Origin of the sequence: Microbacterium sp. NPDC006705 (genome assembly GCF_044903545.1) — a bacterium.
GTDB lineage: Bacteria > Actinomycetota > Actinomycetes > Actinomycetales > Microbacteriaceae > Microbacterium > Microbacterium plantarum.
This window is the reverse complement of the sequence record NZ_JBJDQQ010000001.1, coordinates 638,924-665,604: the sequence shown is the minus strand read 5'-3', so window position 1 is coordinate 665,604 and position 26,681 is coordinate 638,924. Positions and strand designations below refer to the sequence as shown.

The following is a 26,681-nucleotide window of genomic DNA, read 5'->3' as shown; positions in this document are numbered from 1 at the left end:
CGCGTTAGACGCACTTCCCCGCATCAGGCGCGAGTGCGGATGCCGCGAGGCAGCGCCATGCTTCCTGAGTGCGTCCTATCCTCGCTATCGAGAAGCGCGAACCTGGGACCTGAATCTCAGTGTGGGTGGAATCATCGATGCTAGGCAGCGCGATTTAGCGGCTATGCTAAATGAGCGCAATACCTGAGCTTGGGGGGAGCCTTAAGGTGCAGTACGTCATCATATTTTTCGCGATCGTCTTGATCATCTCTTTGCTAGTGAACTTCTGGTACCTCGCGATTCCCGCGGCGATCATCGCGGTGATTGCTTGGAAAACGCCGAGCATTGTTCGCGAGATGCGCAAGCGTAGGTACTTCGCCAGTGAGGATTTCGCTGCGCATAAGGCGGAGATAGCGGCGCTCACTTATGAACACAACGAGGTCACCCAGTACGTCGCCGAGATTCGGGATCGCGGGTCCTTTGAGGTCGGCGCCACGGGAACGGGGCGGCACGCGCACCTCGCCACGTTTGAGAACACCAGCGCCCACAACTATCGACGGGACCGCAATGTCGCGGAGTACGCGGCGAGTAACGTGCACAACTGCTCGCTGCAGTTGGTAAGAAACGCCGCGAGCAACCCGATCAAGTACGTAACTAAGTACTTTGACATTAAAGCAGACGAGGACACGCTCGCCGACGTCGAGACGCTGGGGGAGAGTATCGCGAGCCTCGAAGCGGCAGTAGCAAACCTTCGGGCCCGCGAGTCGCAGATCGTGGGCGTAGTTAGCCCGCCTCCGTTCATCATGAGGTACTTCGCGGACGAGTTCATGTCGCAGGTCGGCGTCAAGTTGTCGCCTGTGTCCGTTCCCTACCCGGAGTACCGATTCGAGTATGTGAGCGCTGGCGGCAACAGCTCCCAGCGCACCACGGTGAAGTTGGACACTCCGGCGATCGACGCGATGGTCGAGTTCCTCGCTCAGTCGATCAGGTTCCGGAAGTCTGCCGCGGGGCAGCGGGCGCTGATGACTGCCAGGCTCCGCGCCTACATCAAGGATCGCGACGGATGGGCATGCAAGAGCTGTGGCGCGTCCGTTCGGGTCGAACCGAATCTCCTCCTGGAAGTCGACCACATCGTCCCTGTGTCGCGCGGCGGGATGACGGTTGAGGAGAACCTGCAGACGCTCTGTTGGCGTTGCAACCGTTCTAAGTCAAACAAGCTCATCGCCTCCTGATCTCGCACCCCCGCGGTCACGGCTGAGCGCGTAGGTCTCTTCCGCTCGGCGTATCGTCGCTCGGTGGTGTCGCATCGTCCGATTTCTGCTCCCGGGGACGCGCACAGCGTGACGAACGCTCAGCTACAGCGTGGGCGCAGGGCCGTTATGCCCGGCCACAGAGCCCGGCGTACAGGCCGGCCCATTCGCCTAACCCCGCTTCACGTCAGGCGCACTTCCGCGCATCAGGCGCGGCTTGAAGCGCGCGGGATGCGCGGAAGTGCGCCCGAAGCCGCAGCTGCCGGCGAGACCTCGCCGTGCGGGGTCAGTGGGCGGTCGTGCCGGCGAGGTCTTCTGTCGTCTCGTCGAGGACACCGGGGCGTTCGCCCGCGAGCGCGAGGGCCGCTGCGCCGATGATGCCGGCGTTGTTGCGGTGGACGGCGGGCACGATCGGCGTCTTCAGGTCGAGCAGCGGCAGGAACTTGTCGGCATGCTTGGACACTCCACCGCCCACGACGAAGAGATCGGGGGAGAAGAGGAACTCGATGTGGCTGTAGTACCACTGCAGGCGCTCGGCCCACTCGGGCCAGTCGAGCTCGTCGCGCTCCATCGCCGAGTACGCGGCCCAGGCCTCGGCATCCTTGCCGTGTTTCGCCCGGTGCACGTGCCCGAGCTCGGAGTTCGGGATGAGCACGCCGTTGTAGATCATGGCCGAGCCGATGCCGGTGCCGAGCGTCGTCAGGATGACGAGCCCATCCTGGTCGCGCGCGGCGCCGTAACGCAGCTCGGCGACGCCGGCGACATCCGCGTCATTGGCGAAGTGGATCTGACGGCCGAGGCCCTTCTCGAAGAAGCTCTCGGCTTCGAAATCGATCCAGGTGTCTGCGACGTTGGCCGCCGAGAGGGTGCGGCCGTTCTTCACGATCGCGGGGAAGGCCACGCCGAGCGGCACGTCGCCCGCGTCGGTCACCTCCAGTCGGTCGAGCACGACCTTGACGGCATCGAGGACGTCTTCGGGCTCTGCCCCGTGGGGCGTGGCGACCTTGATCCGATCGGTCAGGAGCTCGCCCGTCGACAGGTCGACGACGGCTCCCTTGATGCCGGTTCCGCCGATGTCCACTCCGACGGCCCGCGTCGCACTCGCACTCATACGGCTCAGCCTATCGAGCGCGAGCCGGTCGGATTAGGCTCGGGCTGAGCGCCACCGCAGGCGCAGTCTGGAGCGACCATGCCCGAGAGCCACGACGAGTACTGGTACAACCTCACGACGCACGAGGTGGAGCACGGCAAGCAGTCGCCGGGCGCCGATCGTGCCGGCCCTTTCGCCTCCGCCGAGGAAGCAGCGCGGGCTCCGCAGATCATCGCGCAACGTGCGCAGGCATGGCGCGAGGATGAGGCTCGGGAGGACGACTGGGGCACGCCGCCGTCGGAGGGCGCTCGCCGCCAGTAGTCTGGGATCCGACCCTGTCTCGGAGAGGACGCGATGGACAAGCAGCGGGACTTCGTACTGCGAACGATCGAGGAGCGCGGCGTCAAATTCGTGCGGCTCTGGTTCACCGATGTGATCGGCACCCTGAAGTCGGTCGCGATCGCCCCGGCAGAGGTCGAGGGTGCTTTCGCGGAGGGCCTGGGCTTCGATGGCTCGGCCATCGAGGGACTGACCCGAAGCTACGAGTCGGACCTGCTCGCGCACCCCGACCCGACGACGTTCCAGCTCCTGCCCTGGCGCGGCGAGATCGACCCCACCGCTCGGATGTTCTGCGACATCACGACGCCGGACGGCCAGCCCGCCGTCGCCGACCCGCGCAACGTGCTCAAGCGGACCCTCGCGAAGGCCGCGGACGCCGGGTTCACGTTCTACACGCACCCCGAGATCGAGTTCTACCTGCTGAAGTCGTCGTCGTACGGGCCCGACGGTCCCGAGCCGGTCGACTCCGCCGGCTACTTCGACAACGTCCCCGGCGGCACGGCGCATGACTTCCGCCGGCGCTCGGTGCGGATGCTGGAAGACCTCGGCATCTCGGTCGAGTACAGCCACCACGAGGGCGGCCCGGGCCAGAACGAGATCGACCTGCGCTACGCCGACGCCCTCGCGACGGCCGACAACATCATGACCTTCCGGACCGTCATCAAGGAAGTGGCGATCGAGCAGGGTGTCTACGCGACCTTCATGCCGAAGCCCCTCAGCGGCCACCCGGGCAGCGGTATGCACACCCACATGTCGCTCTTCGAGGGCGACGTGAACGCGTTCTACGAAGAGGGTGCGCAGTACCAGCTCTCGCAGACCGGTCGACAGTTCATCGCCGGTCTCCTCCGTCACGCCAACGAGATCTCGGCGGTCACCAACCAGTTCGTGAACTCGTACAAGCGTCTGTGGGGCGGCGACGAGGCCCCCAGCTTCATCACGTGGGGTCACAACAACCGCTCGGCGCTCGTGCGCGTGCCCATGTACAAGCCGAACAAGAGCCAGTCGTCCCGCGTGGAGTATCGTGCGCTCGACTCGGCTGCCAACCCGTACCTTGCCTACGCACTGCTGCTCGCAGCGGGACTGAAGGGCATCGAAGAGGGCTACGAGCTTCCCGCCGAGGCCGAGGACAACGTCTGGTCGCTCACCGATTCGGAGCGTCGGGCCCTCGGTTACGCGCCGCTTCCCGCGAGCCTCGATCACGCTCTCGAGTACATGGAGGAGTCCGAGCTCGTCGCCGAGACGCTCGGCGAGCAGGTGTTCAACTACGTGCTGTTGAACAAGCGTCGCGAGTGGCAGAACTACCGCGCCCAGGTGACGCCGTTCGAGCTCAAGAGCAACCTGGAGATGCTCTGAGGCCATGACCCGGTCACCTCGTTCGACCGGGCTGACGGGGCTGGCCCGGGCGGGCTTCGATGACCTCGCGCGCGCGGATGCCGACCTCGCCGAGCTCGCCGAGCTGACCGGCATCGAGCGCGAGGAGCTCGTCGGATCGGCGGAGCTGGCGGCGGACCCCGACGGAGCGGTGGCGGCGCTGCTGCGCATCGCCCGCCGGGATGCCGAGATCGTCACCGACACGCTGCGACGGCGGCCTGCGGCGGTGTGGTCGGTGCTCGGCGCGTCGCTCGGGCTGGCCGACTTCTACCTGCGGCATCCCGAGGAGCTCGCCGATCTCGCCTCCGACGGCGACGGACTTCCCACACGCGACGAGCTGAGCGCGCAGATGCTGGATGCCGTCGGCGCCGAGGACGGCTTCGCGGCCTCCTGGGGTGACGAGGCCTGGGTCGCGCTGCGGGTGCGATACCGCCGGATGCTGGCGCGCATCGCACGGTTCGACCTCGCGGCATCCGACCCGACGATCATCCTGCACGCGGTCGCTGCGGCCCTCGCCGACGCTGCCGGTGCCGCCCTCGAGGCGTCTCTCGCCGTCGCGCGCAGCAGGCTCGTCGCCGGCGTCCCCGGCGCGGCGCGTTCCGAGCGCGACGCCGTCGCCGCGACGCGCCTCGCGATCATCGGGATGGGCAAGTCCGGGGCGCGTGAGCTGAACTACGTCAGCGACGTCGACGTCATCTTCGTCGGCGGATCAGCCGACGAAGCCGTCGTCTCGGAGTCGCAGGCCGTCGAGATCGCGACGAGACTGGCGATTCAGACGATGCGCGGCATCTCGGAGGTGGAGGTCGAGCCGCCCCTGTGGGAGGTCGACCCGAACCTGCGGCCCGAGGGGAAGCAGGGGGCACTCGTGCGCACCCTCGAGTCGCACGTCGCCTACTACGACCGCTGGGCGAAGAGCTGGGAGTTCCAGGCTCTGCTCAAGGCGCGGCCGCTCGCCGGTGACCCGGAGCTGGGGGAGCAGTACGTCGACGCTGTCCAGCCGATGGTGTGGGCGAGCGCGGCTCGCGAGAACTTCGTCGAGAGCGTGCAGAAGATGCGCGAGCGGGTGACCGACCACATCCCACCGGGCGAGGTCGCGCGGCAGCTCAAGCTCGGACCGGGCGGCATCCGCGATGTCGAGTTCACCGTCCAGCTGCTGCAACTCGTGCACGGCGCCTCCGATGACCGCATCCGGGAACGGTCGACTCTGGACGCCCTCGACGCGCTCGTGTCGGAGGGGTACATCGGACGCGAGGACGCGTCACGCTTCGCATTCGACTACCGGCGTCTGCGTGTCATGGAGCACAGGCTGCAGCTGCGCGAGCTGCGCCGGACCCATCTCATGCCCGAGGACGGGGCGGCGCTGCGAACGCTCGCGCGCTCGTCGCGCATCGGCGACGGCGGCGACCGGGTCGTCGCGGTGTGGGAGGAGATCAAGCGCGAGGTGCGTGAGATCCACGTGCGGCTGTTCTACCGGCCGCTCCTCTCGGCCGTCGCGGCGCTGCCCGCCGATGAGCACACGCTCTCGCCCGACGCGGCGAAGGCCCGTCTCGCCGCGATCGGGTTCCGTGATCCCGCGGGCGCGCTGCGGCACATCGGCGCCCTGACGAGCGGCCTCAGCCGCAAGGCCGTCATCCAGCGACACCTCATGCCGGTCATGATCCGCTGGTTCGCCGATGGCGTCGATCCGGACTACGGACTGCTCGCGTTCCGCCGCGTCAGCGAACGGCTGGGGAACACGCCGTGGTTCCTTCGGATGCTGCGCGACTCGGCGGGCGCCGCCGAGCGTCTCACCCGCCTGCTCTCGGGCTCGCGCTACGTGGGCGAACTGATGGAGTGGATCCCCGAGTCGATCGCCTGGCTCGACTCGGCTGATCAGCTCCGGCCGCGACCCGGATTCGTGCTGCAGGAGGAGGCGCGCGCGATCCAGACCCGACACGCCTCGATCGATGACGCGATGTCGGCGGTTCGCGCCCTCCGGAGGCGTGAGCTGCTGCGCCTGGCGATGGCGGCCGTCGTCGGCGAGCTGTCGATCGAAGAGCTTGCCGAAGGCCTGACCACCATTACGGAGGTCACCATTCAGGCGACACTGCGCGCCGTGCGGCGCGAGGTGGTGCCGCCAGAGGACGACCGCCTCGACTTCTCGGTCATCGCGATGGGGCGTTTCGGCGGTGCCGAGCTCGGGTTCGGATCGGACGCCGACATCATCTACGTCTTCGACGCGAACGGGGTGCCGGCGCAGCGGGCTCAGGAGCTTGCCCTCCAGCTCGTTCACGGCGTGCGCCGATACTCCGAGGATCACCGTCTGCCGCTCGAGCTCGACGCGGGCCTGCGCCCCGAAGGCCGCAACGGTCCACTCGTGCGCTCGCTGGAGTCGTACGCGGAGTACTACCGGCGCTGGTCGCTGTCGTGGGAGGCGCAGGCACTTCTGCGCGCTCGGGGCGTCGCGGGCAGTGTGACGCTCATCGATCGCTTCCTCACCCTCGCCGACTACCTGCGTTATCCGGTGGCCCCCGACCCTCAGGGCCTCCGCGAGATCCGGCGTATCAAGGCGCGCGTCGAGAGCGAGCGACTGCCCCAGGGGCAGGACCGCTCCCGGCACCTCAAGCTTGGTCCGGGGGGCCTGAGCGATGTCGAATGGCTCGTGCAGCTCATCCAGCTCGAGCACGCGCACCGCGTAGCGGGCCTGCGCACGACCTCGACGATCGCCGCACTCGAGGCGGCAGTAAAGGCCGACCTCATCCCGCGGGATGCCGCGGAGAAGCTCGCTGCGGCATGGCGGCTGGCGAGTCGGCTGCGCTCGGCGAACACCCTGCTGTCGGGACAGACGAGCGACGTCCTGCCGACCGATCGTGGCCGACTGGACGGAATCGGTCGTTTGCTGGAGTATCCGGCGCGATCGGCGACCATCGTGGAGGAGGATTGGATGCGCGCTGCGCGTCAAGCCCGCCGCGTGTTCGAGAAGCTCTTCTACGGCTAAGGGGAAACATGTCGGTTGGTCTGCTGGCTGTCGTCGACGACATCCTGAGCGCGGCGCTGCGCGCCTCCGCGAAGTCGGCGGGTGTCGTGATCGACGATGCCGCGGTGACGCCCCAGTACGTGCAGGGGATCACGCCCGCTCGGGAACTGCCGGTCGTGGGGAAGATCGCGCTCGGCTCGATCGCGAACAAGTTCCTCATCATCATTCCGGTCGCGCTGTTGCTGACCGCGTTCGCGCCGGCTGTGCTGCCCTTCCTTCTCATCCTCGGTGGAATGTTCCTCTGCTACGAGGGAGCCGAGAAGGTGCTGGAGTGGTTCGGGGTGCACCACGGGGCGGAGGACGACGGCCCGCGCGACGAGAAGAAGCTCGTGCTCGGCGCTGTCCGCACCGACCTCATCCTCTCAGCCGAGATCATGCTCATCTCGCTCTCGAACCTCGACGAGGGGATGGGCATCTGGCAGACCCTCGCTGTCCTGGCCGTGATCGCCCTGCTCATGACGGGAATCGTCTACGGAGCGGTCGCGCTCCTAGTGAAGATCGACGACATCGGCCTGCGGATGGCGAAGAACCCGTCATCTCGCGTCCGGCACACCGGCATGCGTATCGTCCGGTCGATGCCCGCTGTGTTCCGCGTGATCAGCGTCGTGGGCACCGTCGCGATGCTGTGGGTGGGCGGTCACCTCGTGCTTGCGAACCTCGGCGAGGTGGGAGTGGCCTTCACCCTCGACCTGCTGCACGGGGTGGAGCACCTGCTCGAAGCCGCGGGCGGTGTGGTCGTCTGGATCGGCGAGACGGCCGTGTCGGCAATCGCCGGGCTGCTCGTCGGGCTCGTGATCGTCGGTGTGCTCACGGTGATCCGGCGCCTCCGGCACAGCGAACCGCAGCATGCCGGAGGCGCCGGCACGCATTGAGCGTCAGCGCTCGCCGCGCTCGGCGTTCGGAATCCGGTTCTGCTCCGCCTCGACGGGGTCGGTGTCGAGATCGGGCACGATCGAGGTGTCGTCGCGATCGGTGTCCTGCGCGGCGGGGTCGGCGATGGGCTGCTGGTCACGGGATGCATCGGTCATGACGGCAGTCCACCGCGGCGTCGGCATCCGGTCACGGTGGTTGACACGAAGTCAAGCCGCCTGCACTCGGTTCCCGGCTCTCATAGCCTGACGAGGTGATGACGACCTCGACGCTGCCTCGCCCGGGGCGTGTCGGATGGTCGCCCCGGCGGATCTCCGTCGACGGGCTCGCGTTCCGCGTCTGGAGCTCCGCCACCGAAGCGTCGCCTCCGAACATCGTGCTTCTCCACGGGGTGGGGATGTCGCACCGCTCGTTCCTCCGGCTGCACCCGCTGCTCGCGCGGAGCGCATCGGTGCACAGCGTTGATCTGCCCGGCTTCGCGGGCCTGCCGGCGCCGCGTCGGAATGTGCCGGTCGCCGCCATGTCGGATGCGCTGGCGGAGGTGCTGGGTCGCGTGCTCGCGGGACCCGTTGTGCTCGTCGGGCACTCGATGGGGGTGCAGTGGGCGGTGGAGACGGCGTCGCGGCATCCGGATCTGGTGAGTGGGCTCGCCCTGATCGGCCCGGTCGTCGATGATCACCACCGCACGCTCGGCGCGCAGGCCCTGGCACTGTCCCGCGATGGACTGCTCGAGCCGCCCCGGGTGAACGCCCGCGTCACGCTCGACTACTTCCGAACCGGCCCCCGCTGGTTCTTCGCGCAGGTCCGGCACATGCTCGCCTATCCCATCGAGGAGCGCGTGGCGCAGCTGAATGTGCCGACGCTTCTCGTACGCGGCGGCCGCGACCCGATCGCGGGGGACGCGTGGGTCGAGCGCCTCGCCGCCCGAACGGCACGAGGCAGCGTCCTCGTCGTACCGGGTAAGGGCCACCACGTCGAGCGCACCGCGGCGGAACCTGTCGCCCGCGGCATCCTCGCGATGGCCGCGTCGAGGGACCCGGGAGAGGGCCCGTGATCTTCCGCCCCGTGAGGAATGCCGCGTGGTGGATCGCGGACTACGCCTACGCCGTCGTCTGGCAGGCTCGCGCCTTCTTCTCGCGGACGGATCCCGGCGACTTCGGGTCGGGGGATGGCACGCCCATCGTGGTGCTGCCCGGCGTCTACGAGACGTGGCGCTTCATGCAGCCCCTGATCACCGAGCTGCACGACCGCGGGCATCCGGTTCATGTGATCGCCGCGTTGGGGCGGAACCGCTGGCCGGTGCCGCGTGCCGCGCGCCACGTCGCGGAGTACCTGCAGCAGCACGATCTCGACGACGTCGTGATCGTCGCGCACAGCAAGGGCGGCCTCGTCGGCAAGCAGGTCATGGCGGATGCCGCCGTCGGCGGTCGGGTCCGGGGGATGGTCGCCGTCGCGAGTCCGTTCGCCGGATCGGTCTACGGCCGGCTCATGCTCGTGCCGACGCTGCGTGCGTTCTCGCCGACTGCGCCTGGGATTCTGGCGCTGGCGCGCGAAGTCGCACCCAACCCGCACATCGTGTCGGTCTACGGCGAATTCGACCCTCACATTCCGGGTGGAAGCGAGCTCGACGGCGCCCGCAACGTCCGGCTGGAGACTGGAGGACATTTCCGCATCCTCGCGCACCCGCGGGTCATCGCCGAGGTCGTGCGGCTGGCCGAGTGACGCTCGTCAGTTGATGATCTCGGCGTGTTCCGCCGCCATCCGATCGATGCGCTTCCGTCGGTGGGCTCCGGGCGGTAGTTCGATGGGAAGCCCGGGGTGAGCAGGTCGCCGGCTCGGAGCGACGCCTTCGTACCGGGAAATGATTGAGCCCCGCCGCCCGGCTCGGAGAGCGGGCGACGGGGCTCGTCACGGCTGGTGCGTCAGACGCCGAAGTACAGCTCGTACTCGTAGGGGTGAGGACGCGCGTTGATCGGCTGGATCTCGTTCTCGATCTTGTACTCGATCCAGGTCTCGATCAGCTCGGGCGTGAAGACGCCGCCGGCCAGCAGGAACTCGTGGTCGTTGCGCAGCGCCTCGAGGGAGTCGAGCAGCGAGTTCGGAACCTGCGGGATGTTCTTGGCCTCCTCGGGCGGCAGCTCGTAGAGGTCCTTGTCGACCGGCTCGTGCGGCTCGATGCGGTTCTTGATGCCGTCGAGGCCGGCCATCATCTGAGCGGCGAAGGCGAGGTACGGGTTGCCCGAGGCGTCCGGGGCGCGGAACTCGATGCGCTTGGCCTTGGGGTTGGTGCCCGTGATCGGGATGCGGACGGCCGCCGAACGGTTGCCGGCCGAGTAGACCAGGTTGACCGGAGCCTCGTAGCCCTTGACGAGACGCTTGTACGAGTTGAGCGTCGGGTTGGTGAACGCCAGGACCGCGGGAGCGTGCTTGAGCAAGCCGCCGATGTACCAGCGCGCGATGTCGGAGAGCCCGCCGTAGCCCTTCTCGTCGTAGAAGAGGGGCTCGCCGTTCAGCCACAGCGACTGGTGGGTGTGCATGCCCGAGCCGTTGTCACCGAAGAGGGGCTTGGGCATGAAGGTCGCGACCTTGCCCCACATCTCGGCGGTGTTCTTGACGATGTACTTGAACTTCAGGATGTCGTCCGCCGAGTGCACCATGGTGTCGAAGCGGTAGTTGATCTCCTGCTGTCCACCGGTGCCGACCTCGTGGTGGGCGCGCTCGAGCACGAGGCCCGACTCGATGAGCTTGAGCGAGATGTCGTCGCGCAGGTCGGCGGTCTTGTCGACGGGCGAGACGGGGAAGTAGCCGCCCTTGTACGCGGTCTTGTTGGCGAGGTTGCCGCCCTCTTCGACGCGGCCGGTGTTCCAGGCGCCCTCTTCGGAGTCGACGGAGTAGAAGCTCGAGTTCTGCTTCACTTCGTAGCGGACGTCGTCGAAGATGTAGAACTCCGCCTCGGGGGCGAAGAACGCGGTGTCGGCGATACCGGTCGAAGCGAGGTACTTCTCGGCCTTCTTCGCGACCTGGCGCGGGTCTTTCGCGTAGATCTCGCCGTTGCGCGGGTTGTAGATGTCGAAGATCATGATCAGCGTCTTCGCCTCACGGAACGGGTCGACGTAGGCCGTCGAGACGTCCGGGATCAGCTGCATGTCCGACTCGTGGATGTTCGCGAAGCCGCGAATGGACGAGCCGTCGAACAGCTGACCGACCGTGAAGAACTCCTCGTCGACGGTCGAGGCCGGGATGTTGAAGTGCTGCTGCACGCCAGGGAGGTCCGTGAAACGGATGTCGAGGAACTTGACGTCCTCGTCCTGGATGAACTTGAGCACCTCGGAAGAATCTTTGAACATGGAGTCTCCAAGATCGGGTGAGGAACAGCCTGGAGTCATCCAGACCTCTTCGAACCTATCGGCATCCAGTTGCCCGGCAGTATCTCGGATGTTTCCGGGATGTTACGCGGCCGGCCCCCGTTTAGGCTGGTGGAGTGCCCGAACCCCTGCGCGAGAACACCTATCCCGGCGAGCGGTTGGGGCGTCCCGAGTACGGCCCCGGCAGCGTCGGCCGCCTGGGACGGCGGCTCGCGGCGCTGGTGATCGACTACGCCGCGGCCACGCTGCTCGCGACCGCGTTCCTCGGTTTCAACCAGTTCGCCCTTCCGGGCGAGGCGGGAGTGACGCAGTTCGCGCCGATCACCGTCTTCGCCGCGCTCCAGGTCATCTTCATCCCGCTCATCGGGGGCAGCCCGGGTCACCGCATCGTGGGCCTGCGCCTCGAGCTCCTGCACGGCGGCTGGACGGGCCTCTGGCGTCCGATCATCCGGACGCTGCTCCTCGTCCTCGTCATCCCCGCCGTCGTGTTCGATCCCGACCAGCGGGGCCTCCACGACAAGGCGGCCGGCACGATCCTCGTCCGGGCCTGATCCCGCCAGCCTCGGGCCGGGTGGAGCTCAGCGGGGTCGCTGGGCGCGGGCCTTCATCGGGTCGACGCCCTTCGGGATCGGCAGCGAGGTGACCGACTGCGAGACGGACTCGATGCGCTTGATGACGGCTGCCATCGTCGTGCGGTCGATCGCCTTCGGCAGCGCCTTGATGGTGGGGGCGAGCTTGGCGATGGGGACCTCGTCCTCGCCGTGGCCGACGTACAGCACGTGGATCGGCACACCCGAGGCCACGCGCTTGACCTTGCTGCGCTCGTCGTTGATCAGTCGCGTCAGACGTCCGCGGGCACCCTCGCCGATGATGACGACACCGCCACGGCCGACGGCCCGGTAGACCGCTTCCTGAGTCTTCGGGTTCACGCCGACGGGCATCTCCGAAGCCTGCCACTTTCGGCCGAGGTTGGTCGAGATGATGTGCCCCGTCGCTCCCGGCATCCCGTCGATGCGCTTGTACATCGCCCGGGTCGCCAGTCGCGTCATGGTGATCATGGCGCCGAGGATGCCGAAGAGCAGACCCGTGACGCCCCACAGGATGATGCTCCAGATCGCTCCCGGCGGGATGAGGAAGCCCACGAGGACGCCGAGACCGATGCCGACGACCACGATGCCGATGAGCAGCCACGGCAACCAGCTGTAGTACTCCTTCGTGAAGGTGAAGAGGGAGCGGAGCTGGGAGAAGAATCCGGGGCGCTTCTCGGGTGCGGTGCTGCGGGACGACATGCTCACAGCCTACCTTTTCGGCCGCCCCGTTCCGCCTGCACAGGCACCGTCGCGCGATCACTGTGCACATCGGCACCGGAAGGTCGCAGGCGCGCCGGGCGCCATCGCGAGACTGGGGCCATGATCCGAACGGGCAATCTCGACGTCACCACTCCGTTACGCCGCGTCGCGCCTCCGGAGGTGCCTTTCGCCGGGGAGATCCTGGCGACGTCCGACGGCGCGGTGTACCGAGTCTCTGCGGCGGACGTGCCGCGTCCGGCGTGGGCGGCGCGGCCGGACGGTCACCTGCTCGCCGTCGAGGACGTGGACCGGATCGCGGGGACGACCGTGGCGATTCTGCCGCTGCTCGACACACGCCTGTGCGGTGGTGAGCAGCCGTTCGACCTCACGCCCGGCCAGGCGGTGACACTTGCGGTCAGCGTCCTCCGAGGGGCGGCCGAAGCGGCGGAATCGGACTGTCATGAGGGGGAGTGGTGGTCGACGACCCAGGGACGACCCGTGCTCGTGCCGAGCGGAGACCGCGCATGGGAACTCTCGTCGCGGCTGGTGCTCGACCGGATCGCGGACGCCGTGCTGCCCCGGCGGATCCGTGACCGACTCGACGAGGCGCTGAGCGACCGGGTCACGCTGCCTTTCACGGTGCCCGGCCTCGAGGACGACCTCTTCGCGATGGCGACCCCGGAGCCGTTCGCGGTGTCGGTGTCGGCGTCATCTCCGTCCGCGCGCAACGTTCGCGAGCACGACGCCGCTGGCCATCCCGGCGCCCGGCCGGGCCTGGCTCCGCTGGCACGGGATGCTGCCGCCGGGCTCGTCGACGGCGAGGTCGTCGAGCGCCTGACCGATGTTCTCAGCTCGGTGCGCGCCGCAGTCCGACGCGTGTCCGACCGGCTCCCGGCCCGGCGGCGAGGCCATGGCGCCGAGGCCGACGACAAGAGCGGGGGAACCGCGACCGGGCGGCGACGCGTCCCGATGGTCGCGCTCGCTGCGGTCGCCACGACGCTCGTGGTGGGTCTGCTGTGGCCGGAGGGTGGCGAGAGCGACAACGGATCCGCCTCGGCCCGAGACGTGCCCGAAGACTCGATCATGCGCCCGACGCCGAGGCATGACGCAGCACAGGAGACGTCGGCCGCGCCGGTCCCCGCCGCCGAGGAGGCTCCTGCGCCGGTCTCCGGCGCGCCCGAAGGCGACGAGGAGGCCGACCCGGTCGGGAGCGCCATCGACGAACTCGCGCGATGCTGGCGGGAGGAGGATGAGCAATGCCGTGCGGCGATCCTGGAGCGTCCGGATGCGGCGCTCCCGGAAGGCGTCGCGACGTCCGCCGGCCCCCGAGAGGTGGCCCTCCTGGATGATCTGGGCGGAGTCGAGGTGGTTCGCGTCGACGACCCATCCGGGACGCTGCCTGCGCAAGTCGTCGTGCTGGTTCGGCGTGACGACAAACGGCTGGTCCGCGACGTGTATGACGTCGCGGACCAGCCGTGAGGTGGGTGCTCAGCTGGTCAGTAGCCGAGGTTCCCCTCGAACTGGGCGCCCTCGAGGCGTGCCTTCATCGCGCTCAGGAATCGAGCTGCGTCGGCGCCGTCGATGGTGCGGTGGTCGTACGAGAGCGCGAGGTATACGTACGAGCGCACCGAGATCGCGTCCTTGCCGTCCACAGTCACGACGCCGGGGCGCTTGTAGACGATGCCGGTGCCGAGGATCGCCGACTGCGGCAGGAACACCACCGGGGTGTCGAAGAGCGCGCCGCGCGATCCGGTGTTGGTGATGGTGAACGTTCCGCCTGCGAGCTCATCGGGCTTCAGCTTGTTGTCACGCGTGCGTGCGGCGAGGTCTGCGATGTCCTGAGCGATCTGGGCCAGGTTCTTCGAGCCTGCGTCGCGCAGCACGGGCGTGAGCAACCCGCGCTCGGTGTCGACCGCGATCGAGATGTTCTCGGTGGCGGGGTAGACGATCTCTTCGCCGTCGACCGTCGAGTTGACGATCGGGAAGGTCTGCAGCGCCTCGGCTGCAGCGAGGGCGAAGAAAGGCAGGAACGACAGCTTCGCGCCGGTCTTCTCGTTGAAGTCGACCTTCACCTTGTCGCGGAACGCGGACAGCTTGGTGACGTCCACCTCGACGACGGTCGTCAGCTGAGCGGTCTGCTGCATCGACTCGACGGCGCGCTTGGCGAGCACCTTGCGCAAGCGCGACATCGGCGCGCGCGTTCCGCGCAGCTCCGAGACCTCGACCTGCGCGGGGGAGGCGGGAGCCTCCGCGGATGCGGCGGCGGGCTGGGCCGATGCTGCTTCCGCGGCCTTGAGGACGTCTTCCTTGCGGATGCGACCGCCGACGCCGCTGCCCTTGATCGACGACAGATCGACGCCCTGCTGCTGGGCGAGGCGACGCACGAGCGGCGTGACGTAGGTGACGCCGTCGTTGTCGGAGGCGGACGCTGCTTCAGCGGCCGGAGCCGCCGGAGCCGCCGGAGCAGCCTGCGGAGCGGAAGCTGCCTGCTGAGCCGGAGCGGCCTGCTGAGCCGGAGCGGGCGCCGATTCCTGCGCGGGGGCCTCGGCCGGCGCGGCGGGCTTCTCAGCTGCGGGCTCGGGCGCTGCGGCGGGCTCGGGGGCGGCGGGCGCTTCCGCGGCCGGGGCGGGAGCACCCGAGCCGATGCGCGCGAGTGCCGAGCCGACCTCGACGGTCTCGTCCTCCTGGACGAGGATCTCGACGAGCGTGCCGGCGAAAGGCGCGGGGATCTCGGTGTCGACCTTGTCGGTGGAGATCTCGAGAAGCGGCTCGTCGACCGCGACGTCGTCGCCGATCTGCTTGAGCCAACGGGTGACGGTGCCCTCGGTCACGCTCTCGCCGAGCTCGGGGAGCACGACATCCTTCGCGTCGCCGGATGCTGCCGGAGCGGGAGCGGCCTGCTGGGGTGCGGCGGGTGCCTCGGCGGCAGGAGCCTCCTCCGCGGGAGCGGGAGCCTCCTCAGCCGGAGCCTGTTCGGACGGTGCGTCGCTTGCGGGCGCGCCCGAACCGTCACCGATCTTCGCCAGAACGGCGCCGACCTCGACGGTCTCGTCCTCCTGCACGAGGATCTCTTCGATGACGCCGCTCACGGGCGACGGAATCTCGGTGTCCACCTTGTCGGTGGAGATCTCGAGAAGACCCTCGTCTTCCTGGATGGTGTCACCGACCTTCTTGAGCCAGCGGGTCACCGTTCCCTCGGTGACGCTCTCTCCGAGCGCGGGGAGGACCACGGAAGTGCTCATGAATCTGTCTCCTTCAAGAAATGCCGATGTCCTTCTAGCTTACTGATCTGCATCGGTCGACCGGTCAGAGCGCGTGCAGCGGTTTGCCCGCCAGCGCCAGGAATGCTTCTCCGAGAGCTTCGCTCTGCGTCGGATGGGCGTGGATGAAAGGTGCGATGTCCTCGGGATGGGCTTCCCAGCCCACCGCGAGCTGGCCCTCGGTGATGAGCTCCCCGACGCGATCGCCGGCGAGGTGCACCCCGACGATGGGGCCATCGAGTCGTCGAACGACCTTGACCAGGCCCGCCGTCCCCAGGATCTCGCTCTTGCCGTTTCCGGCGAGGTTGTACTCGCGCACCACGATCGCGTCACCGTGCTCGGCACGGGCCTGCTCCTCCGTCAGCCCGACGGATGCGACCTCCGGGCTGCTGTAGGTGACGCGCGGCACGAGGCTGTCGGGGATGACGGTCGGGCGCAGGCCCGCGATCTCCTCGGCCACGAAGATGCCCTGCTGGAAGCTGCGGTGAGCGAGCTGCAGGCCCTGGACGATGTCGCCGACGGCCCACACCCGGTCGCGCGTCGTGCGCAGCCGCTCGTCGACGCGGACGAAGCCGCGATCGAGCTCGACTCCGGCCTCTTCGAGACCGAGACCGGCCGTCGCGGGGCCGCGGCCGACGGCGACCAGCAGGACGTCGGCCTCGAGCTCGGTGCCGTCTTCGAGCGACACCCGGACGCCGTCCGCTCGGCTCTCGGCGCCGGCGAAGCGCACTCCGGTGCGAGCGCTGATCCCGCGCTTGCGGAACGCGCGCTCGACGGCCTTGCTCATGGCGGCATCCTCAGCGGGCAGCAGCCGGTCGAGAGCCTCGATGATCGTCACCTCGGCGCCGAAGGATCGCCAGATGCTGGCGAACTCGACTCCGATGACGCCGCCGCCGAGGATGATGGCATGCCGCGGCACCGTGCCGAGTGCCAGGGCGCCCTCGCTCGTGATGATCCGATCGTCGAGCTCGAGTCCGGGCAGCGATCGGCTGTACGAGCCGGTGGCCAGCACGACATCCGTGCCGCGGTAACGGTCGTCGCCGACGGTCACGCCGCCGTCCGCCTCGAGTGTGCCCTCGCCGTGCACGACGGTGATCTTCCGTGCCGCGATCAGGCCCTCGAGGCCTTTGTGCTTCTTGGCCACGATGCCCTCGCGATATGCGTGGACACCAGCGATGTCGATTCCCTCGAGCGTGGCGCGCACGCCGACGTGCTCCGAGCCGCGGATGCTGTCGGCGACCTCTGCGGAGTGCAGGAGCGCCTTGGTGGGGATGCAGCCGCGGTGCAGGCACGTTCCGCCGAGCTTGTCCTTCTCGATGAGCACGACTGATGAGCCGAGTTCCGCGGCGCGCAGTGCGGTCGCGTAACCGCCGCTGCCACCGCCGAGGATCACCAGATCGACGCTGTGATCGGTCATCGCTGCGGACCCCGGAGGTACTCGACGAGCGAGCGGACGGTCGCCGCGGTCGGGCCCTTGTCGGTGCCGCCGAAGGCGGCCTTCGTCGTACCCGACCCGGCGATGTCGAGGTGGATCCAGGGGATCCGAGGAGCGTCGTCATCGTCACCCGTACGCCCGACGAAGCGCTGGAGGAAGAGGCCCGCGAAGAGGGAGCCGCCCGAGGGGTCGCCGATCTTCGCGTTCTGCATGTCGGCGATCGGCGAGTCGAGCTCGTCCTCCATGTGAGCGGGGAGCGGCAGGTGCCATGCGTCCTCGCCCGCCCGCTCGGCCGCCGCCAGATAGTCGGCGACGGCGGCCTCGTCTCCCATGACACCGGTGTGCCGGTTGCCGAGGGCGACGATGATCGCCCCGGTCAGAGTCGCGACGTCGACGATCGCGTCCGGCCGCGTTCGGCTGGCAGCGACGATGCCGTCGGCGAGGACGAGGCGCCCCTCGGCGTCGGTGTTCAGAACCTCGACGGTCGTGCCGTCGAGCATGCGGAGCACGTCGCCCGGGCGCGTCGCGCGCCCCGAGGGCATGTTGTCGGCGACGCAGAGCCATGCCGAGACGCGCACCGGAAGGGCGAGCGCCGCGGCCGCCTGGACGACCGCCAGCACCGTCGCGGCACCGGCCATGTCGTACTTCATGCCGACCATACTCGCCGGGGGCTTGAGCGAGAGGCCTCCCGTGTCGAAGGTGATGCCCTTGCCCACCAGTGCCACGTGACGTGCGGCGTCCGCGGGGGAGTAGTCGATGCGAACGACGCGGGGCGGGCGGTCGGAGCCCTGCCCGACGCCGAGCACCCCACCGAAGCCCTGACGTTCGAGCTCGCTCTCGTCGAGGACTTCGACCTCGACGGGGAGCCCCGCGACGGCCTCGATCGCGCGCTCCGCGAGGTCTGCGGGCGACAGCCACTCGGCGGGCGTGCTGACCAGGTCCTTCACCAGCGCGAGCGCCCGACCCAGAGCGTTGACGGCCGCGACGTCCTCGGCGGACGGCTCAGCCGACGAGTGGATCGTGACCCGTTCCGCGCGCGATTTCGGCGTGCCGCCCTTGTACCCGGCGAAGCGGTACCCGCCGATGGCGGCACCCTCCGCGAGAGCGCCCCACGCATCCGCCGCCGCGAGCGGCGCGGCCACGGCGAGCGAGGCGAAACCTGTCGTGACGCGAACTGCCGTGCCGACGGCGTCGCGCAGCGCGGCGGCGTCGGGATCGGTTCCCGATCCGACGACGACCACGGGGGTCGACGACACGGCCGGCAGGAAGACGCGATGGACCGATCCTCGCGCGCCGGTGAACCCGACGGCGGTCAGCATCTCGGTGATGCCCGGCCAGTCGGCGACGTCGGCCTGCTCATCGAGCGGTGGCAGAACGAGGACGAGAGCGTCGGCGTCGGATTCGGTGACGGGCGCGCTGCTGTGCGCGATCTCGGGGAACGGCATCCTCCCATCCTAGGTTCGCGCGCCGCGGGCGTTCGCTGACAGCGAGGGGGTGAGCCGCCTCGGGGGTGTGATGGGCCTCGTAGAGTTGAACCATGCCGCTGTCCGGACCGCTCTACGCACGTGCCGCCGGGTCTCCGCCCGTCCCCGCGGGGCTGCCGCTCGTCATCGCGCTGACCGGGTTCACGGATGCCGGCGGTGCGGTCTCGCGCATCGTCGAGTACTTCCGTGGCGAGCTCGACCCCACGACGGTCGTCGCGTTCGACAACGACGTCCTGTTCGACTACCGCGCACGACGGCCGATCGTCACCTTCGACGAGGATCACCTCACCGACTACCGCGCGCCGCGGTTGGAGCTCTCTCTCGCGCACGACTCGCTCGGCCAGCCGTTCGTGCTGCTCGCCGGCTACGAGCCCGACTTCGCGTGGGAGGCGTTCGCCGAAACCGTCGTGGGTCTGGCCGAGGGGATGCAGGTCGCCTCGATCACGTGGGTGCACGCGATTCCCATGCCCGTGCCGCACACGCGACCCATCGGCGCGACGGTCAGCGGTACCCGCTCCGAACTCACGGCGGCCCACTCCGTCTGGCAGCCCCGAACGCAGATCCCCGCCACGGCGGGCCATCTGCTCGAGCTCCGTCTCGCCGAGGCCGACGCGCGCGTCGCGGGCTTCGCCCTGCTCGTGCCCCATTACCTCGGTGAGACCGAGTACCCGGCTGCGGCCATCGCCGGCCTCGACAGCCTGAGCGTCGCGACCGGGCTCGTCTTCGACAGCGACACGTTGCGCAACGAGAACCGCGACTACCTCGAGAAGGTCGCTGATCAGGTTTCCGGCAGCGAAGAGCTGACGACCATGCTGCACACGCTCGAGGAACGCTACGACTCGTACATGGCGGGGTCGGCGCTCGGACAGCCCATCATCCATACGGGTGATCTTCCGAGTGCGGATGAGCTCGCTGCCGAGCTCGAACGATTCCTCGCTTCGCGCCCGCCAGGGGACGACGACAAGCGCGGTCGCTCCTGAGCTTGCCCCTCCGGCCCTGGTCATCTCCGATGGTGGGAATGCCCCGTAGGCCGTCGGCGTTCTCATAGGAATGAATGCTTGCGCAGGAACAGCGCACGAGATATGAGACAATGAAGGACCTGACCCGTTGTCGATCCTGTGCTCCTCGTCGTTCGAGTGGCGGGGGACTTGACAAGGGTCTTACTAGTGTCCGAGAACCCGGTGCGTTCGCACCGGTGAGAGGCTAACCGTGACGTCAGGCACGAAGACCACCCGCACCCGCGCGAGCGAGGACACCGAACTCGTCGAGGACGCGCCCGCTACCGCAGCGAAGGCTGCGCCCAAGAGCGCCGCGAAGAAGGCGCCTGCGAAGAAGACCGCCGCGAAGAAGGCCGCCCCCGCGAAGGCTTCCAAGGCGAAGGCCAAGGCCGACGACGAAGAGATGGACGACGAGGACGTCGAGGACGACGTCGAGGTCGACACCGACGACGTGACCGACGACGCCGCCCCCGCGGGCGATGCGGCCAAGGCCGACGACGACGAGGACGACGACGAGTCGAAGAAGCCCGTCGTCACCGAGGCGCTGCCGACCGGCGCCATCGTCATCTCGTCGAGCGACGAGGAGGACGTCCCCGTCTACTCGACGCAGATCACCGGCGCGACGGCAGACCCGGTCAAGGACTACCTCAAGCAGATCGGCAAGGTCCCGCTGCTGAACGCGGCCGAAGAGGTCGAGCTCGCGATGCGCATCGAAGCCGGCCTCTTCGCCGAAGAGAAGCTCTCCCACATGTCGGCGGCCGAGAAGTCGAACCAGCTCGGTCTCGACCTGCAGTGGGTCGCACGTGACGGTCAGCGCGCCAAGAGCCACCTTCTGGGCGCTAACCTGCGTCTGGTCGTCTCGCTCGCCAAGCGCTACACCGGCCGCGGGATGCAGTTCCTCGACCTCATCCAGGAGGGCAACCTCGGTCTCATCCGTGCCGTCGAGAAGTTCGACTACACGAAGGGCTTCAAGTTCTCGACCTATGCGACGTGGTGGATCCGTCAGGCGATCACGCGCGCCATGGCAGACCAGGCCCGTACGATCCGCATCCCGGTGCACATGGTCGAGGTCATCAACAAGCTCGCCCGCGTGCAGCGTCAGATGCTGCAGGACCTCGGACGCGAGCCCACGCCCGAAGAGCTGAGCCGTGAACTCGACATGACCCCCGAGAAGGTCATCGAGGTGCAGAAGTACGGTCGTGAGCCGATCTCGCTGCACACACCCCTCGGTGAAGACGGCGACAGCGAGTTCGGTGACCTCATCGAGGACACCGAGGCGGTCGTCCCGGCCGACGCGGTCGGCTTCACCATGCTGCAGCGTCAGCTCGAGTCGCTCCTCGACTCGCTCAGCGAGCGCGAGGCCGGCGTCATCCGCATGCGCTTCGGCCTCGGCGACGGCCAGCCGAAGACGCTCGACCAGATCGGCGACACGTTCGGCGTGACTCGCGAGCGCATCCGTCAGATCGAGTCGAAGACGATGGCGAAGCTGCGCCACCCGTCGCGTTCGCAGTCGCTGCGGGACTACCTCGAGTGACCGGCGCCGCCAACGAGGGCAAGGCTCTCGAGGTCGTCGTCGACGGCACGTCCTACGCGCGGATCCCGATCCGCACCCGCGTGGTGATGCCGGGCGACGATCTCGAGGCCGTCATCTCGGAATACGCCACGTCCACCGTCCAGCCGGGAGACCTGCTCTTCGTCACCGAGAAGATCGTGGCGATCACGCAGGGTCGTTCCTACACGCTCGACGAAATCGAGGTGCGCCCGCTCGCCCGATTCCTGTCGAAGTACGTCACGCGCACCCCGTACGGCATCGGCCTCGGCATGCCCGAGACGATGGAGATGGCACTCCGCGAGTGCGGCACGCCGCGCATCCTCTTCGCCGCCGCCGTCAGCGCCGTCACGAAGGTCTTCGGCCGCCGGGGCGACTTCTACCGCGTGGCCGGAGACAAGGCGCGCGCCATCGACGGGCCCACGTCCGGAACCATCCCGCCCTACAACAAGGCGGTCGTCCTCGGGCCTACCGACCCGAAGGGTGTCGCCGCGCGGATCAAGTCGCAGCTGGGCGGCGTCGCCGAGGTCGCGGTGGTCGACATCAACGACATCGGCGGCAACATCCTCGGCTCGACGCTCGACAAGGCCGGAGAGCAGCGGCTCGTGCGGATCCTCCGCGACAACCCGCTCGGTCAGGGCCACGAGTCGACGCCGCTCGGCGTCATCCGCGAGGTCTGACGTGGGAGCGGTGAACCGGCTCTACCGGCGTGCGCGTTTCTTCGTCCGTCGCGTCTCATCGTTCGACCGCGAGCGGGTGCTCCAGTTCGCCCGCCAGTCCGCTGCGCTCTCGAAGGCGCCGGTGTGGTGGGTCGCCGCCGACATGGCGTGGTGCGCCGTTCGCTACGAGACGACCTTCGAGAACTATTCGGAGTGGGATTTCCGGATCCTGAAGGCGCGTGAGCGCCGGACATACATGACCGACCCGAAGTCGTTCCACCTGTCGCGGCGTCTCAACGACAACTCAGTGCGCGGCGTCTTCGACGACAAGCTCCAGTTCGCCCAGCGGTTCGGTGACGAGCTCGGACGGGCGTGGCTCGATGTCACCACCTCCGACGCGGCGGCCCTCGCCGCTTTCCTCGACGGTCGCGACCGCGTCATCACCAAGAACCCCGGGGGAGTCGGCGGCAACGGCATCACGATGCGCGAGGTCGCCTCGATCGATGACGTCGCCGCGCTTCGCGAGGAGCTTCTGGCGTCGGGTGAGACGCTCGTCGAAGAGGTCCTGGTGCAGCATCCGGAGATGGCGCGGCTCTATCCCGGCAGCGTCAACTCGCTCCGCGTGGTGACCTATCGAGACCCCGACGATGTGGTTCACGTCCTCGCCTCGGTGCTGAAGGTGGGCAATGGGGGAGTGATCGACAACTTCTCCAACGGTGGCATGTACACGATGCTCGACGACGAGGGCCGCGCCCTCCACGCCGCGAGCGATGAAGAAGGCCGCCCGTTCGAGACGCACCCGATCACCGGAGTTCCGATCACGGGCTACCAGGTTCCGCTCTACCCGCAGGTGCTCGAGCTCGTCGATCGGCTCGCCCGACGGGTTCCCGAGATGCCGTACATCGGCTGGGACATCGCGATCACGCCCGAGCGGCCCGTCGTCATCGAGGGCAATCACAACACGGGTGTGTTCCAGTCGAAGCCGTCGGTGTCGGGCATCCGGCGCGGGCTGCTGCCGCGCTACCGCGCCGCCATGCGCTTCTGAGGTCCGCTGGATCCGCCACCGGAACACCGAGAAACACGGAGAGAACGAGCAATGGGTCGATCACGCGTACGGCTGGGCTACCTCCTCGACCGTGCCCGCAACGTCCGGGTCGGCAACCTCGTCGAGTTCGGGCGCCAGGTGCAGAAGGTGTCGAAGGCACCGCTGCCGCTGATCATCGCCGACATGCTCTGGTGCTCGGTCAAGTACGACATGGGATTCCGCGATTACGCGGTCTGGGACATCCGTCTGCTGAACGCGCGCGAGCGCGCCACCTGGATGACGCACCCGAAGTCGTTCCGGATCACCCGCATGCACAACACGCCCGAGGGGCGCGCGATGCTGGAGGACAAGCGCCGGTTCGCTCGCGAGTACGCCGACCTGCTCGGCCGCGAGACGCTCGACCTGCGCGATGTCGACGACGCGGAACTCGGTGCGTTCCTCGGCCGCCACCCGAAGGTTCTGGCGAAGCCGCTCGACGGACACGGCGGCGGCGGGATCACCCTGCACGAGAACGTGACGGATGCTGCGGCCTTCCGCGCCGAGGCCACCGCCGCCGGGCAGTCGATCGTCGACGAGTTCATCGTGCAGCATCCCGAGATGGCCTCGCTCTACCCCGACAGCGTCAACACGGTACGGATGATCACGTTCCTCACCCCGGAGGGCGATGTGCGCCTCCTCGCCGGTGTGCTGCGGATCGGCAACGGCGACGTCATCGACAACTTCGCCTCGGGCGGGATGTTCACGATGCTCGACGAGCACGGCGTCGCGCTCTACCCGGGCGTGGACAAGAACTCGAACGTCTACCGCGAGCACCCCGTGACCGGCACCCCGATCGTCGGCTTCACCGTTCCGTTGTTCGACCAGGTGCTCGCGCTGACCGAACAGCTGGCTCGCCGGACGCCGGAGGCGCCCTACGTCGGATGGGACCTGGCGGTCACGCCGAACGGTCCGGTCGTCATCGAGGGCAATCACAACTCGAGCGTGTTCCAGCCCAAGCCGTCGGCCTCGGGCGTGCGCACCGGCCTGCTTCCCGTGTACCAGGCGGCCGTCGGGTTCTGACCTGACGACCGGGAACTGCGCCGCGGTTCCCGGTACGCGAAAGCCCCGAGCGCGATGCTCGGGGCTTTCGTCGTGAGGCCGTCCTCAGCCGGCTGCGACGAGGCGCGAGGTCTCGTCGTGCCAGCTGGTGGCGACGGCGCGGAGCTTCTCTTCGTACTTGCGGCCGTGGTGGGCGCAGAAGAGGAGCTCGCTGCCGTTCACCTCGGCGGCGATGTAAGCCTGTGCGCCGCACGAGTCACAGCGATCTGCCGCAGTCAGGCGGTGTTCGAGGACGGCGGTGCTCTCGGAAGTGTTCGTGGTCATGATGGGTGCCTCCTCGGTCGATCGGGTCGTGCAACTGAGTGCCTTCGATACAACCACGACCAGCCGGGGGTATGCCCCATTTGACGTGCATTTCGCTCTGCGCGTACGCTCACCGCGCACAGACCGGACCGGGACCGCCGTGACCTCGTGTGTCCTCCCCAGCGTGTCGGCGCCCGCGGATACGCTTGGAGATCGTGACTGCTGAGTATTCCGCCCACCACCTCCAGGTGCTCGAAGGGCTCGAAGCCGTCCGCAAACGCCCCGGCATGTACATCGGCTCGACCGACTCCCGCGGCCTCATGCATTGCCTCTGGGAGATCATCGACAACTCCGTCGACGAGGCCCTGGGCGGATACGGCTCGCGCATCGACATCGTGCTCCATGCCGACGGCAGCGTCGAGGTGCGTGACCGCGCCCGCGGCATCCCCGTCGACGTCGAGCCCCGCACCGGCCTGACCGGTGTCGAGGTCGTCTTCACCAAGCTGCATGCCGGCGGCAAGTTCGGTGGCGGCTCGTACGCGGCGTCGGGCGGTCTCCACGGTGTCGGCGCATCGGTCGTCAACGCCCTGTCGGAGCGCCTCGACGTCGAGGTCGACCGCGCGGGCAAGACCTACGCGATGTCGTTCCATCGCGGCGAGCCGGGGCTCTTCGCGGGCGATACGCCCGACTCGGAGTTCACCCCGTTCGAGCGCTCGTCCGAGCTGCGTGTGGTCGGCAAGGCGCCCCGGGGTACGACCGGTACCCGCATCCGCTACTGGGCCGACCGTCAGATCTTCACGAAGGATGCCGCCTTCCATCTCGAAGAGCTCGTGCAGCGGGCACGGCAGACCGCCTTCCTCGTCCCGGGCCTCGAGATCGTCATCGTCGACGAGCGCGGCGAGGAGCGGGTCGAGACGAGCTATCGCTTCGACGGCGGCATCTCCGAGTTCGCCGAGTTCCTCGCTCCCGATGCCCCGATCACCGACACCTGGCGGCTGACGGGCTCGGGAAACTTCACCGAGACCGTGCCCGTGCTCCAGGCCAACGGTGCGATGGTCCCGACCGAGGTCGAGCGATCGTGCGAGGTCGACATCGCGCTGCGGTGGGGCACGAGCTACGAGACCGTCACCCGGTCGTTCGTGAACATCATCGCGACTCCGAAGGGCGGAACCCACCAGCAGGGCTTCGAGCAGGGTCTGATGAAGATCATCCGCAGCCAGGTCGAGCAGAACGCTCGGCGCCTGAAGGTCGGCAACGACAAGCTGGAGAAGGACGACATCCTGGCCGGGCTCACCGCGGTCCTGACGGTCCGTCTGCCCGAGCCCCAGTTCGAGGGCCAGACCAAGGAGATCCTCGGAACACCGGCGGTGCGGCAGATCGTGGCATCCGTCGTCAACCGTGAACTGGGTGCGCTGTTCTCATCCACCAGACGCGACGACAAAGCGCAGACGGGGCAGCTGCTCGAGAAGGTCGTTTCCGAGATGAAGGCGCGCATCTCGGCGCGCACCCACAAGGAGACGCAGCGGCGCAAGACCGCTCTCGAGTCCTCGTCGCTGCCGGCGAAGCTCGCGGACTGCCGCAGCAACGACGTGGCCGAGTCCGAGCTGTTCATCGTCGAGGGTGACTCGGCGCTCGGCACCGCCAAGCACGCCCGCAACAGCGAGTATCAGGCGCTGCTCCCCATTCGCGGGAAGATCCTCAACGTGCAGAAGGCGTCGGTCAGCGACATGCTCTCCAACGCCGAATGCGCCGCCATCATCCAGGTGATCGGCGCGGGGTCGGGACGCTCGTTCGACCTGAGCGCGGCTCGCTACGGCAAGGTCATCCTGATGAGCGACGCCGACGTCGACGGCGCACACATCCGTACCCTGCTGCTCACGCTCTTCTTCCGGTACATGCGACCGCTCATCGAGGAGGGTCGCGTGTTCGCTGCGGTTCCGCCGCTGCACCGCGTGGTCGTCGTCAACCCGGGGTCGAAGCCGAACGAGACGATCTACACATACTCCGAGGCCGAACTCCACGGGCTGCTCACGAAGCTCCGCAAGTCCGGGCGGAAATGGCAGGAGCCCGTGCAGCGCTACAAGGGTCTCGGCGAGATGGATGCCGATCAGCTCGCGACGACCACGATGGATCGCGCCGGCCGTACGCTCCGCCGTGTCCGTGTCGAGGACGCCGATGCGGCCAACGCCGTCTTCGAGCTGCTCATGGGCAACGAGGTCGCGCCGCGCCGCGACTTCATCGTCACCTCGAGCGACCGTCTCTCGCGCGAGGCCATCGACGCCTGACCCACGCCGCGGCTGCGCGCACGAAGCTCGGAGGACGACGAGAGCTTCGGAGGGAT

23 protein-coding genes are annotated in these 26,681 nt (G+C 68.3%); 15 read left to right on the top strand and 8 right to left on the bottom strand.

The window, feature by feature from the left end:
• Positions 1–170 precede the first annotated feature (170 nt).
• On the top strand, positions 171–1,211 hold the full coding sequence (locus ACI2K6_RS03180) for an HNH endonuclease (protein WP_274177677.1): 1,041 nt from the start codon (positions 171–173) through the stop codon (positions 1,209–1,211).
• Positions 1,212–1,515: 304 nt separating this feature from the next.
• Here ACI2K6_RS03180 and ppgK read toward each other — a convergent pair whose 3' ends face one another.
• Complete coding sequence (gene ppgK / locus ACI2K6_RS03175) at positions 1,516–2,340, bottom strand: polyphosphate--glucose phosphotransferase (protein WP_114587857.1); 825 nt, start codon at positions 2,338–2,340, stop codon at positions 1,516–1,518.
• A 78-nt stretch (positions 2,341–2,418) separates the two neighbouring features.
• Here ppgK and ACI2K6_RS03170 point away from each other — a divergent pair, with 78 nt between their 5' ends.
• From ACI2K6_RS03170 to ACI2K6_RS03155, 4 genes are read left to right on the top strand one after another with little or no spacing between them, the layout of a single operon-like run.
• Positions 2,419–2,640: an SPOR domain-containing protein gene (locus ACI2K6_RS03170; protein WP_404568071.1), complete on the top strand. Its 222-nt coding sequence runs from the start codon at positions 2,419–2,421 to the stop codon at positions 2,638–2,640.
• 33 nt (positions 2,641–2,673) lie between these two features.
• Positions 2,674–4,011 carry a type I glutamate--ammonia ligase gene (glnA, locus tag ACI2K6_RS03165; RefSeq protein ID WP_064956796.1) on the top strand — a complete coding sequence of 446 codons (1,338 nt, stop codon included), beginning with the start codon at positions 2,674–2,676 and terminating at the stop codon, positions 4,009–4,011.
• Between the two features lie 4 nt (positions 4,012–4,015).
• On the top strand, positions 4,016–7,006 hold the full coding sequence (locus tag ACI2K6_RS03160) for a bifunctional [glutamine synthetase] adenylyltransferase/[glutamine synthetase]-adenylyl-L-tyrosine phosphorylase (protein ID WP_404568070.1): 2,991 nt from the start codon (positions 4,016–4,018) through the stop codon (positions 7,004–7,006).
• An 8-nt stretch (positions 7,007–7,014) separates the two neighbouring features.
• Entirely contained in the window at positions 7,015–7,917 is a 903-nt protein-coding gene (locus ACI2K6_RS03155) for a DUF808 domain-containing protein (protein WP_269266546.1), read from the top strand.
• A gap of 3 nt (positions 7,918–7,920) precedes the next feature.
• Here the strand turns inward: ACI2K6_RS03155 and ACI2K6_RS03150 are convergent, their stop codons facing one another.
• The gene (locus ACI2K6_RS03150; RefSeq protein ID WP_269266545.1) at positions 7,921–8,073 is read right to left on the bottom strand and encodes a hypothetical protein; all 153 of its coding nucleotides are present in this window, start codon (positions 8,071–8,073) and stop codon (positions 7,921–7,923) included.
• A 98-nt stretch (positions 8,074–8,171) separates the two neighbouring features.
• On the opposite strand from ACI2K6_RS03150, the gene ACI2K6_RS03145 reads away from it, so the two are divergent.
• Complete coding sequence (locus ACI2K6_RS03145; protein WP_404568069.1) at positions 8,172–8,969, top strand: alpha/beta fold hydrolase; 798 nt, start codon at positions 8,172–8,174, stop codon at positions 8,967–8,969.
• An 11-nt stretch (positions 8,970–8,980) separates the two neighbouring features.
• On the top strand, positions 8,981–9,637 hold the full coding sequence (locus ACI2K6_RS03140; protein ID WP_404568068.1) for an esterase/lipase family protein: 657 nt from the start codon (positions 8,981–8,983) through the stop codon (positions 9,635–9,637).
• A 200-nt stretch (positions 9,638–9,837) separates the two neighbouring features.
• On the opposite strand, the gene glnA (ACI2K6_RS03135) is transcribed toward ACI2K6_RS03140, so the two are convergent.
• Complete coding sequence (gene glnA, locus ACI2K6_RS03135) at positions 9,838–11,262, bottom strand: type I glutamate--ammonia ligase (RefSeq protein WP_023951345.1); 1,425 nt, start codon at positions 11,260–11,262, stop codon at positions 9,838–9,840.
• Between the two features lie 134 nt (positions 11,263–11,396).
• On the opposite strand from glnA (ACI2K6_RS03135), the gene ACI2K6_RS03130 reads away from it, so the two are divergent.
• Positions 11,397–11,831, top strand: a complete 435-nt coding sequence (locus ACI2K6_RS03130; protein ID WP_240309658.1) for an RDD family protein — start codon at positions 11,397–11,399, stop codon at positions 11,829–11,831.
• 27 nt (positions 11,832–11,858) lie between these two features.
• On the opposite strand, the gene ACI2K6_RS03125 is transcribed toward ACI2K6_RS03130, so the two are convergent.
• Positions 11,859–12,569, bottom strand: coding sequence for a DUF4191 domain-containing protein (locus ACI2K6_RS03125; RefSeq protein WP_112614144.1), 711 nt, complete (start codon positions 12,567–12,569; stop codon positions 11,859–11,861).
• Positions 12,570–12,689: 120 nt separating this feature from the next.
• Between ACI2K6_RS03125 and ACI2K6_RS03120 the strand changes: the two genes are divergently transcribed.
• A complete protein-coding gene (locus tag ACI2K6_RS03120) occupies positions 12,690–14,048 on the top strand; it encodes a hypothetical protein (RefSeq protein ID WP_282502409.1) in 1,359 nt (452 codons plus the stop codon).
• A gap of 17 nt (positions 14,049–14,065) precedes the next feature.
• Here ACI2K6_RS03120 and sucB read toward each other — a convergent pair whose 3' ends face one another.
• From sucB to ACI2K6_RS03105, 3 genes are all read right to left on the bottom strand, one after another.
• Entirely contained in the window at positions 14,066–15,811 is a 1,746-nt protein-coding gene (gene sucB, locus ACI2K6_RS03115) for a 2-oxoglutarate dehydrogenase, E2 component, dihydrolipoamide succinyltransferase (protein ID WP_404568067.1), read from the bottom strand.
• 64 nt (positions 15,812–15,875) lie between these two features.
• On the bottom strand, positions 15,876–17,246 hold the full coding sequence (lpdA, locus tag ACI2K6_RS03110; RefSeq protein ID WP_404568066.1) for a dihydrolipoyl dehydrogenase: 1,371 nt from the start codon (positions 17,244–17,246) through the stop codon (positions 15,876–15,878).
• Entirely contained in the window at positions 17,243–18,709 is a 1,467-nt protein-coding gene (locus tag ACI2K6_RS03105; protein ID WP_274177684.1) for a leucyl aminopeptidase, read from the bottom strand. Before ACI2K6_RS03105 ends, lpdA begins: the two co-directional genes overlap by 4 nt.
• Before the next feature lie 92 nt (positions 18,710–18,801).
• Here ACI2K6_RS03105 and ACI2K6_RS03100 point away from each other — a divergent pair, with 92 nt between their 5' ends.
• From ACI2K6_RS03100 to ACI2K6_RS03080, 5 genes are all read left to right on the top strand, one after another.
• Complete coding sequence (locus ACI2K6_RS03100) at positions 18,802–19,728, top strand: proteasome assembly chaperone family protein (RefSeq protein WP_112614154.1); 927 nt, start codon at positions 18,802–18,804, stop codon at positions 19,726–19,728.
• A 229-nt stretch (positions 19,729–19,957) separates the two neighbouring features.
• On the top strand, positions 19,958–21,280 hold the full coding sequence (locus tag ACI2K6_RS03095; protein ID WP_112614156.1) for an RNA polymerase sigma factor: 1,323 nt from the start codon (positions 19,958–19,960) through the stop codon (positions 21,278–21,280).
• Positions 21,277–21,975: a coenzyme F420-0:L-glutamate ligase gene (locus ACI2K6_RS03090; protein ID WP_114587847.1), complete on the top strand. Its 699-nt coding sequence runs from the start codon at positions 21,277–21,279 to the stop codon at positions 21,973–21,975. The genes ACI2K6_RS03095 and ACI2K6_RS03090 overlap by 4 nt, the downstream gene beginning before the upstream one ends.
• A 10-nt stretch (positions 21,976–21,985) precedes the next feature.
• A complete protein-coding gene (locus ACI2K6_RS03085; protein WP_240309657.1) occupies positions 21,986–22,999 on the top strand; it encodes a sugar-transfer associated ATP-grasp domain-containing protein in 1,014 nt (337 codons plus the stop codon).
• Between the two features lie 51 nt (positions 23,000–23,050).
• Positions 23,051–24,058, top strand: coding sequence for a sugar-transfer associated ATP-grasp domain-containing protein (locus ACI2K6_RS03080; RefSeq protein ID WP_404568065.1), 1,008 nt, complete (start codon positions 23,051–23,053; stop codon positions 24,056–24,058).
• An 84-nt stretch (positions 24,059–24,142) separates the two neighbouring features.
• Here ACI2K6_RS03080 and ACI2K6_RS03075 read toward each other — a convergent pair whose 3' ends face one another.
• Positions 24,143–24,361 (bottom strand): hypothetical protein, encoded by a 219-nt coding sequence (locus ACI2K6_RS03075; RefSeq protein ID WP_112614164.1) that lies wholly within the window; start codon positions 24,359–24,361, stop codon positions 24,143–24,145.
• A gap of 194 nt (positions 24,362–24,555) precedes the next feature.
• On the opposite strand from ACI2K6_RS03075, the gene ACI2K6_RS03070 reads away from it, so the two are divergent.
• On the top strand, positions 24,556–26,625 hold the full coding sequence (locus tag ACI2K6_RS03070; RefSeq protein WP_404568064.1) for a type IIA DNA topoisomerase subunit B: 2,070 nt from the start codon (positions 24,556–24,558) through the stop codon (positions 26,623–26,625).
• Positions 26,626–26,681: the final 56 nt, after the last annotated feature.

Bases quoted from the DNA above. Each gene is read 5' to 3' on its own strand.
- ACI2K6_RS03100 (WP_112614154.1), top strand. From the start codon at position 18,802: ATGCCGCTGTCCGGACCGCTCTACGCACGTGCCGCCGGGTCTCCGCCC.
- ACI2K6_RS03180 (WP_274177677.1), top strand. From the start codon at position 171: ATGAGCGCAATACCTGAGCTTGGGGGGAGCCTTAAGGTGCAGTACGTC.
- ppgK (WP_114587857.1), bottom strand. From the start codon at position 2,340: ATGAGTGCGAGTGCGACGCGGGCCGTCGGAGTGGACATCGGCGGAACC.
- ACI2K6_RS03080 (WP_404568065.1), top strand. From the start codon at position 23,051: ATGGGTCGATCACGCGTACGGCTGGGCTACCTCCTCGACCGTGCCCGC.
- glnA (WP_064956796.1), top strand. From the start codon at position 2,674: ATGGACAAGCAGCGGGACTTCGTACTGCGAACGATCGAGGAGCGCGGC.
- ACI2K6_RS03105 (WP_274177684.1), bottom strand. From the start codon at position 18,709: ATGCCGTTCCCCGAGATCGCGCACAGCAGCGCGCCCGTCACCGAATCC.
- ACI2K6_RS03075 (WP_112614164.1), bottom strand. From the start codon at position 24,361: ATGACCACGAACACTTCCGAGAGCACCGCCGTCCTCGAACACCGCCTG.
- lpdA (WP_404568066.1), bottom strand. From the start codon at position 17,246: ATGACCGATCACAGCGTCGATCTGGTGATCCTCGGCGGTGGCAGCGGC.
- ACI2K6_RS03125 (WP_112614144.1), bottom strand. From the start codon at position 12,569: ATGTCGTCCCGCAGCACCGCACCCGAGAAGCGCCCCGGATTCTTCTCC.
- ACI2K6_RS03170 (WP_404568071.1), top strand. From the start codon at position 2,419: ATGCCCGAGAGCCACGACGAGTACTGGTACAACCTCACGACGCACGAG.
- glnA (WP_023951345.1), bottom strand. From the start codon at position 11,262: ATGTTCAAAGATTCTTCCGAGGTGCTCAAGTTCATCCAGGACGAGGAC.
- ACI2K6_RS03150 (WP_269266545.1), bottom strand. From the start codon at position 8,073: ATGACCGATGCATCCCGTGACCAGCAGCCCATCGCCGACCCCGCCGCG.
- ACI2K6_RS03155 (WP_269266546.1), top strand. From the start codon at position 7,015: ATGTCGGTTGGTCTGCTGGCTGTCGTCGACGACATCCTGAGCGCGGCG.
- sucB (WP_404568067.1), bottom strand. From the start codon at position 15,811: ATGAGCACTTCCGTGGTCCTCCCCGCGCTCGGAGAGAGCGTCACCGAG.
- ACI2K6_RS03160 (WP_404568070.1), top strand. From the start codon at position 4,016: ATGACCCGGTCACCTCGTTCGACCGGGCTGACGGGGCTGGCCCGGGCG.
- ACI2K6_RS03145 (WP_404568069.1), top strand. From the start codon at position 8,172: ATGACGACCTCGACGCTGCCTCGCCCGGGGCGTGTCGGATGGTCGCCC.
- ACI2K6_RS03120 (WP_282502409.1), top strand. From the start codon at position 12,690: ATGATCCGAACGGGCAATCTCGACGTCACCACTCCGTTACGCCGCGTC.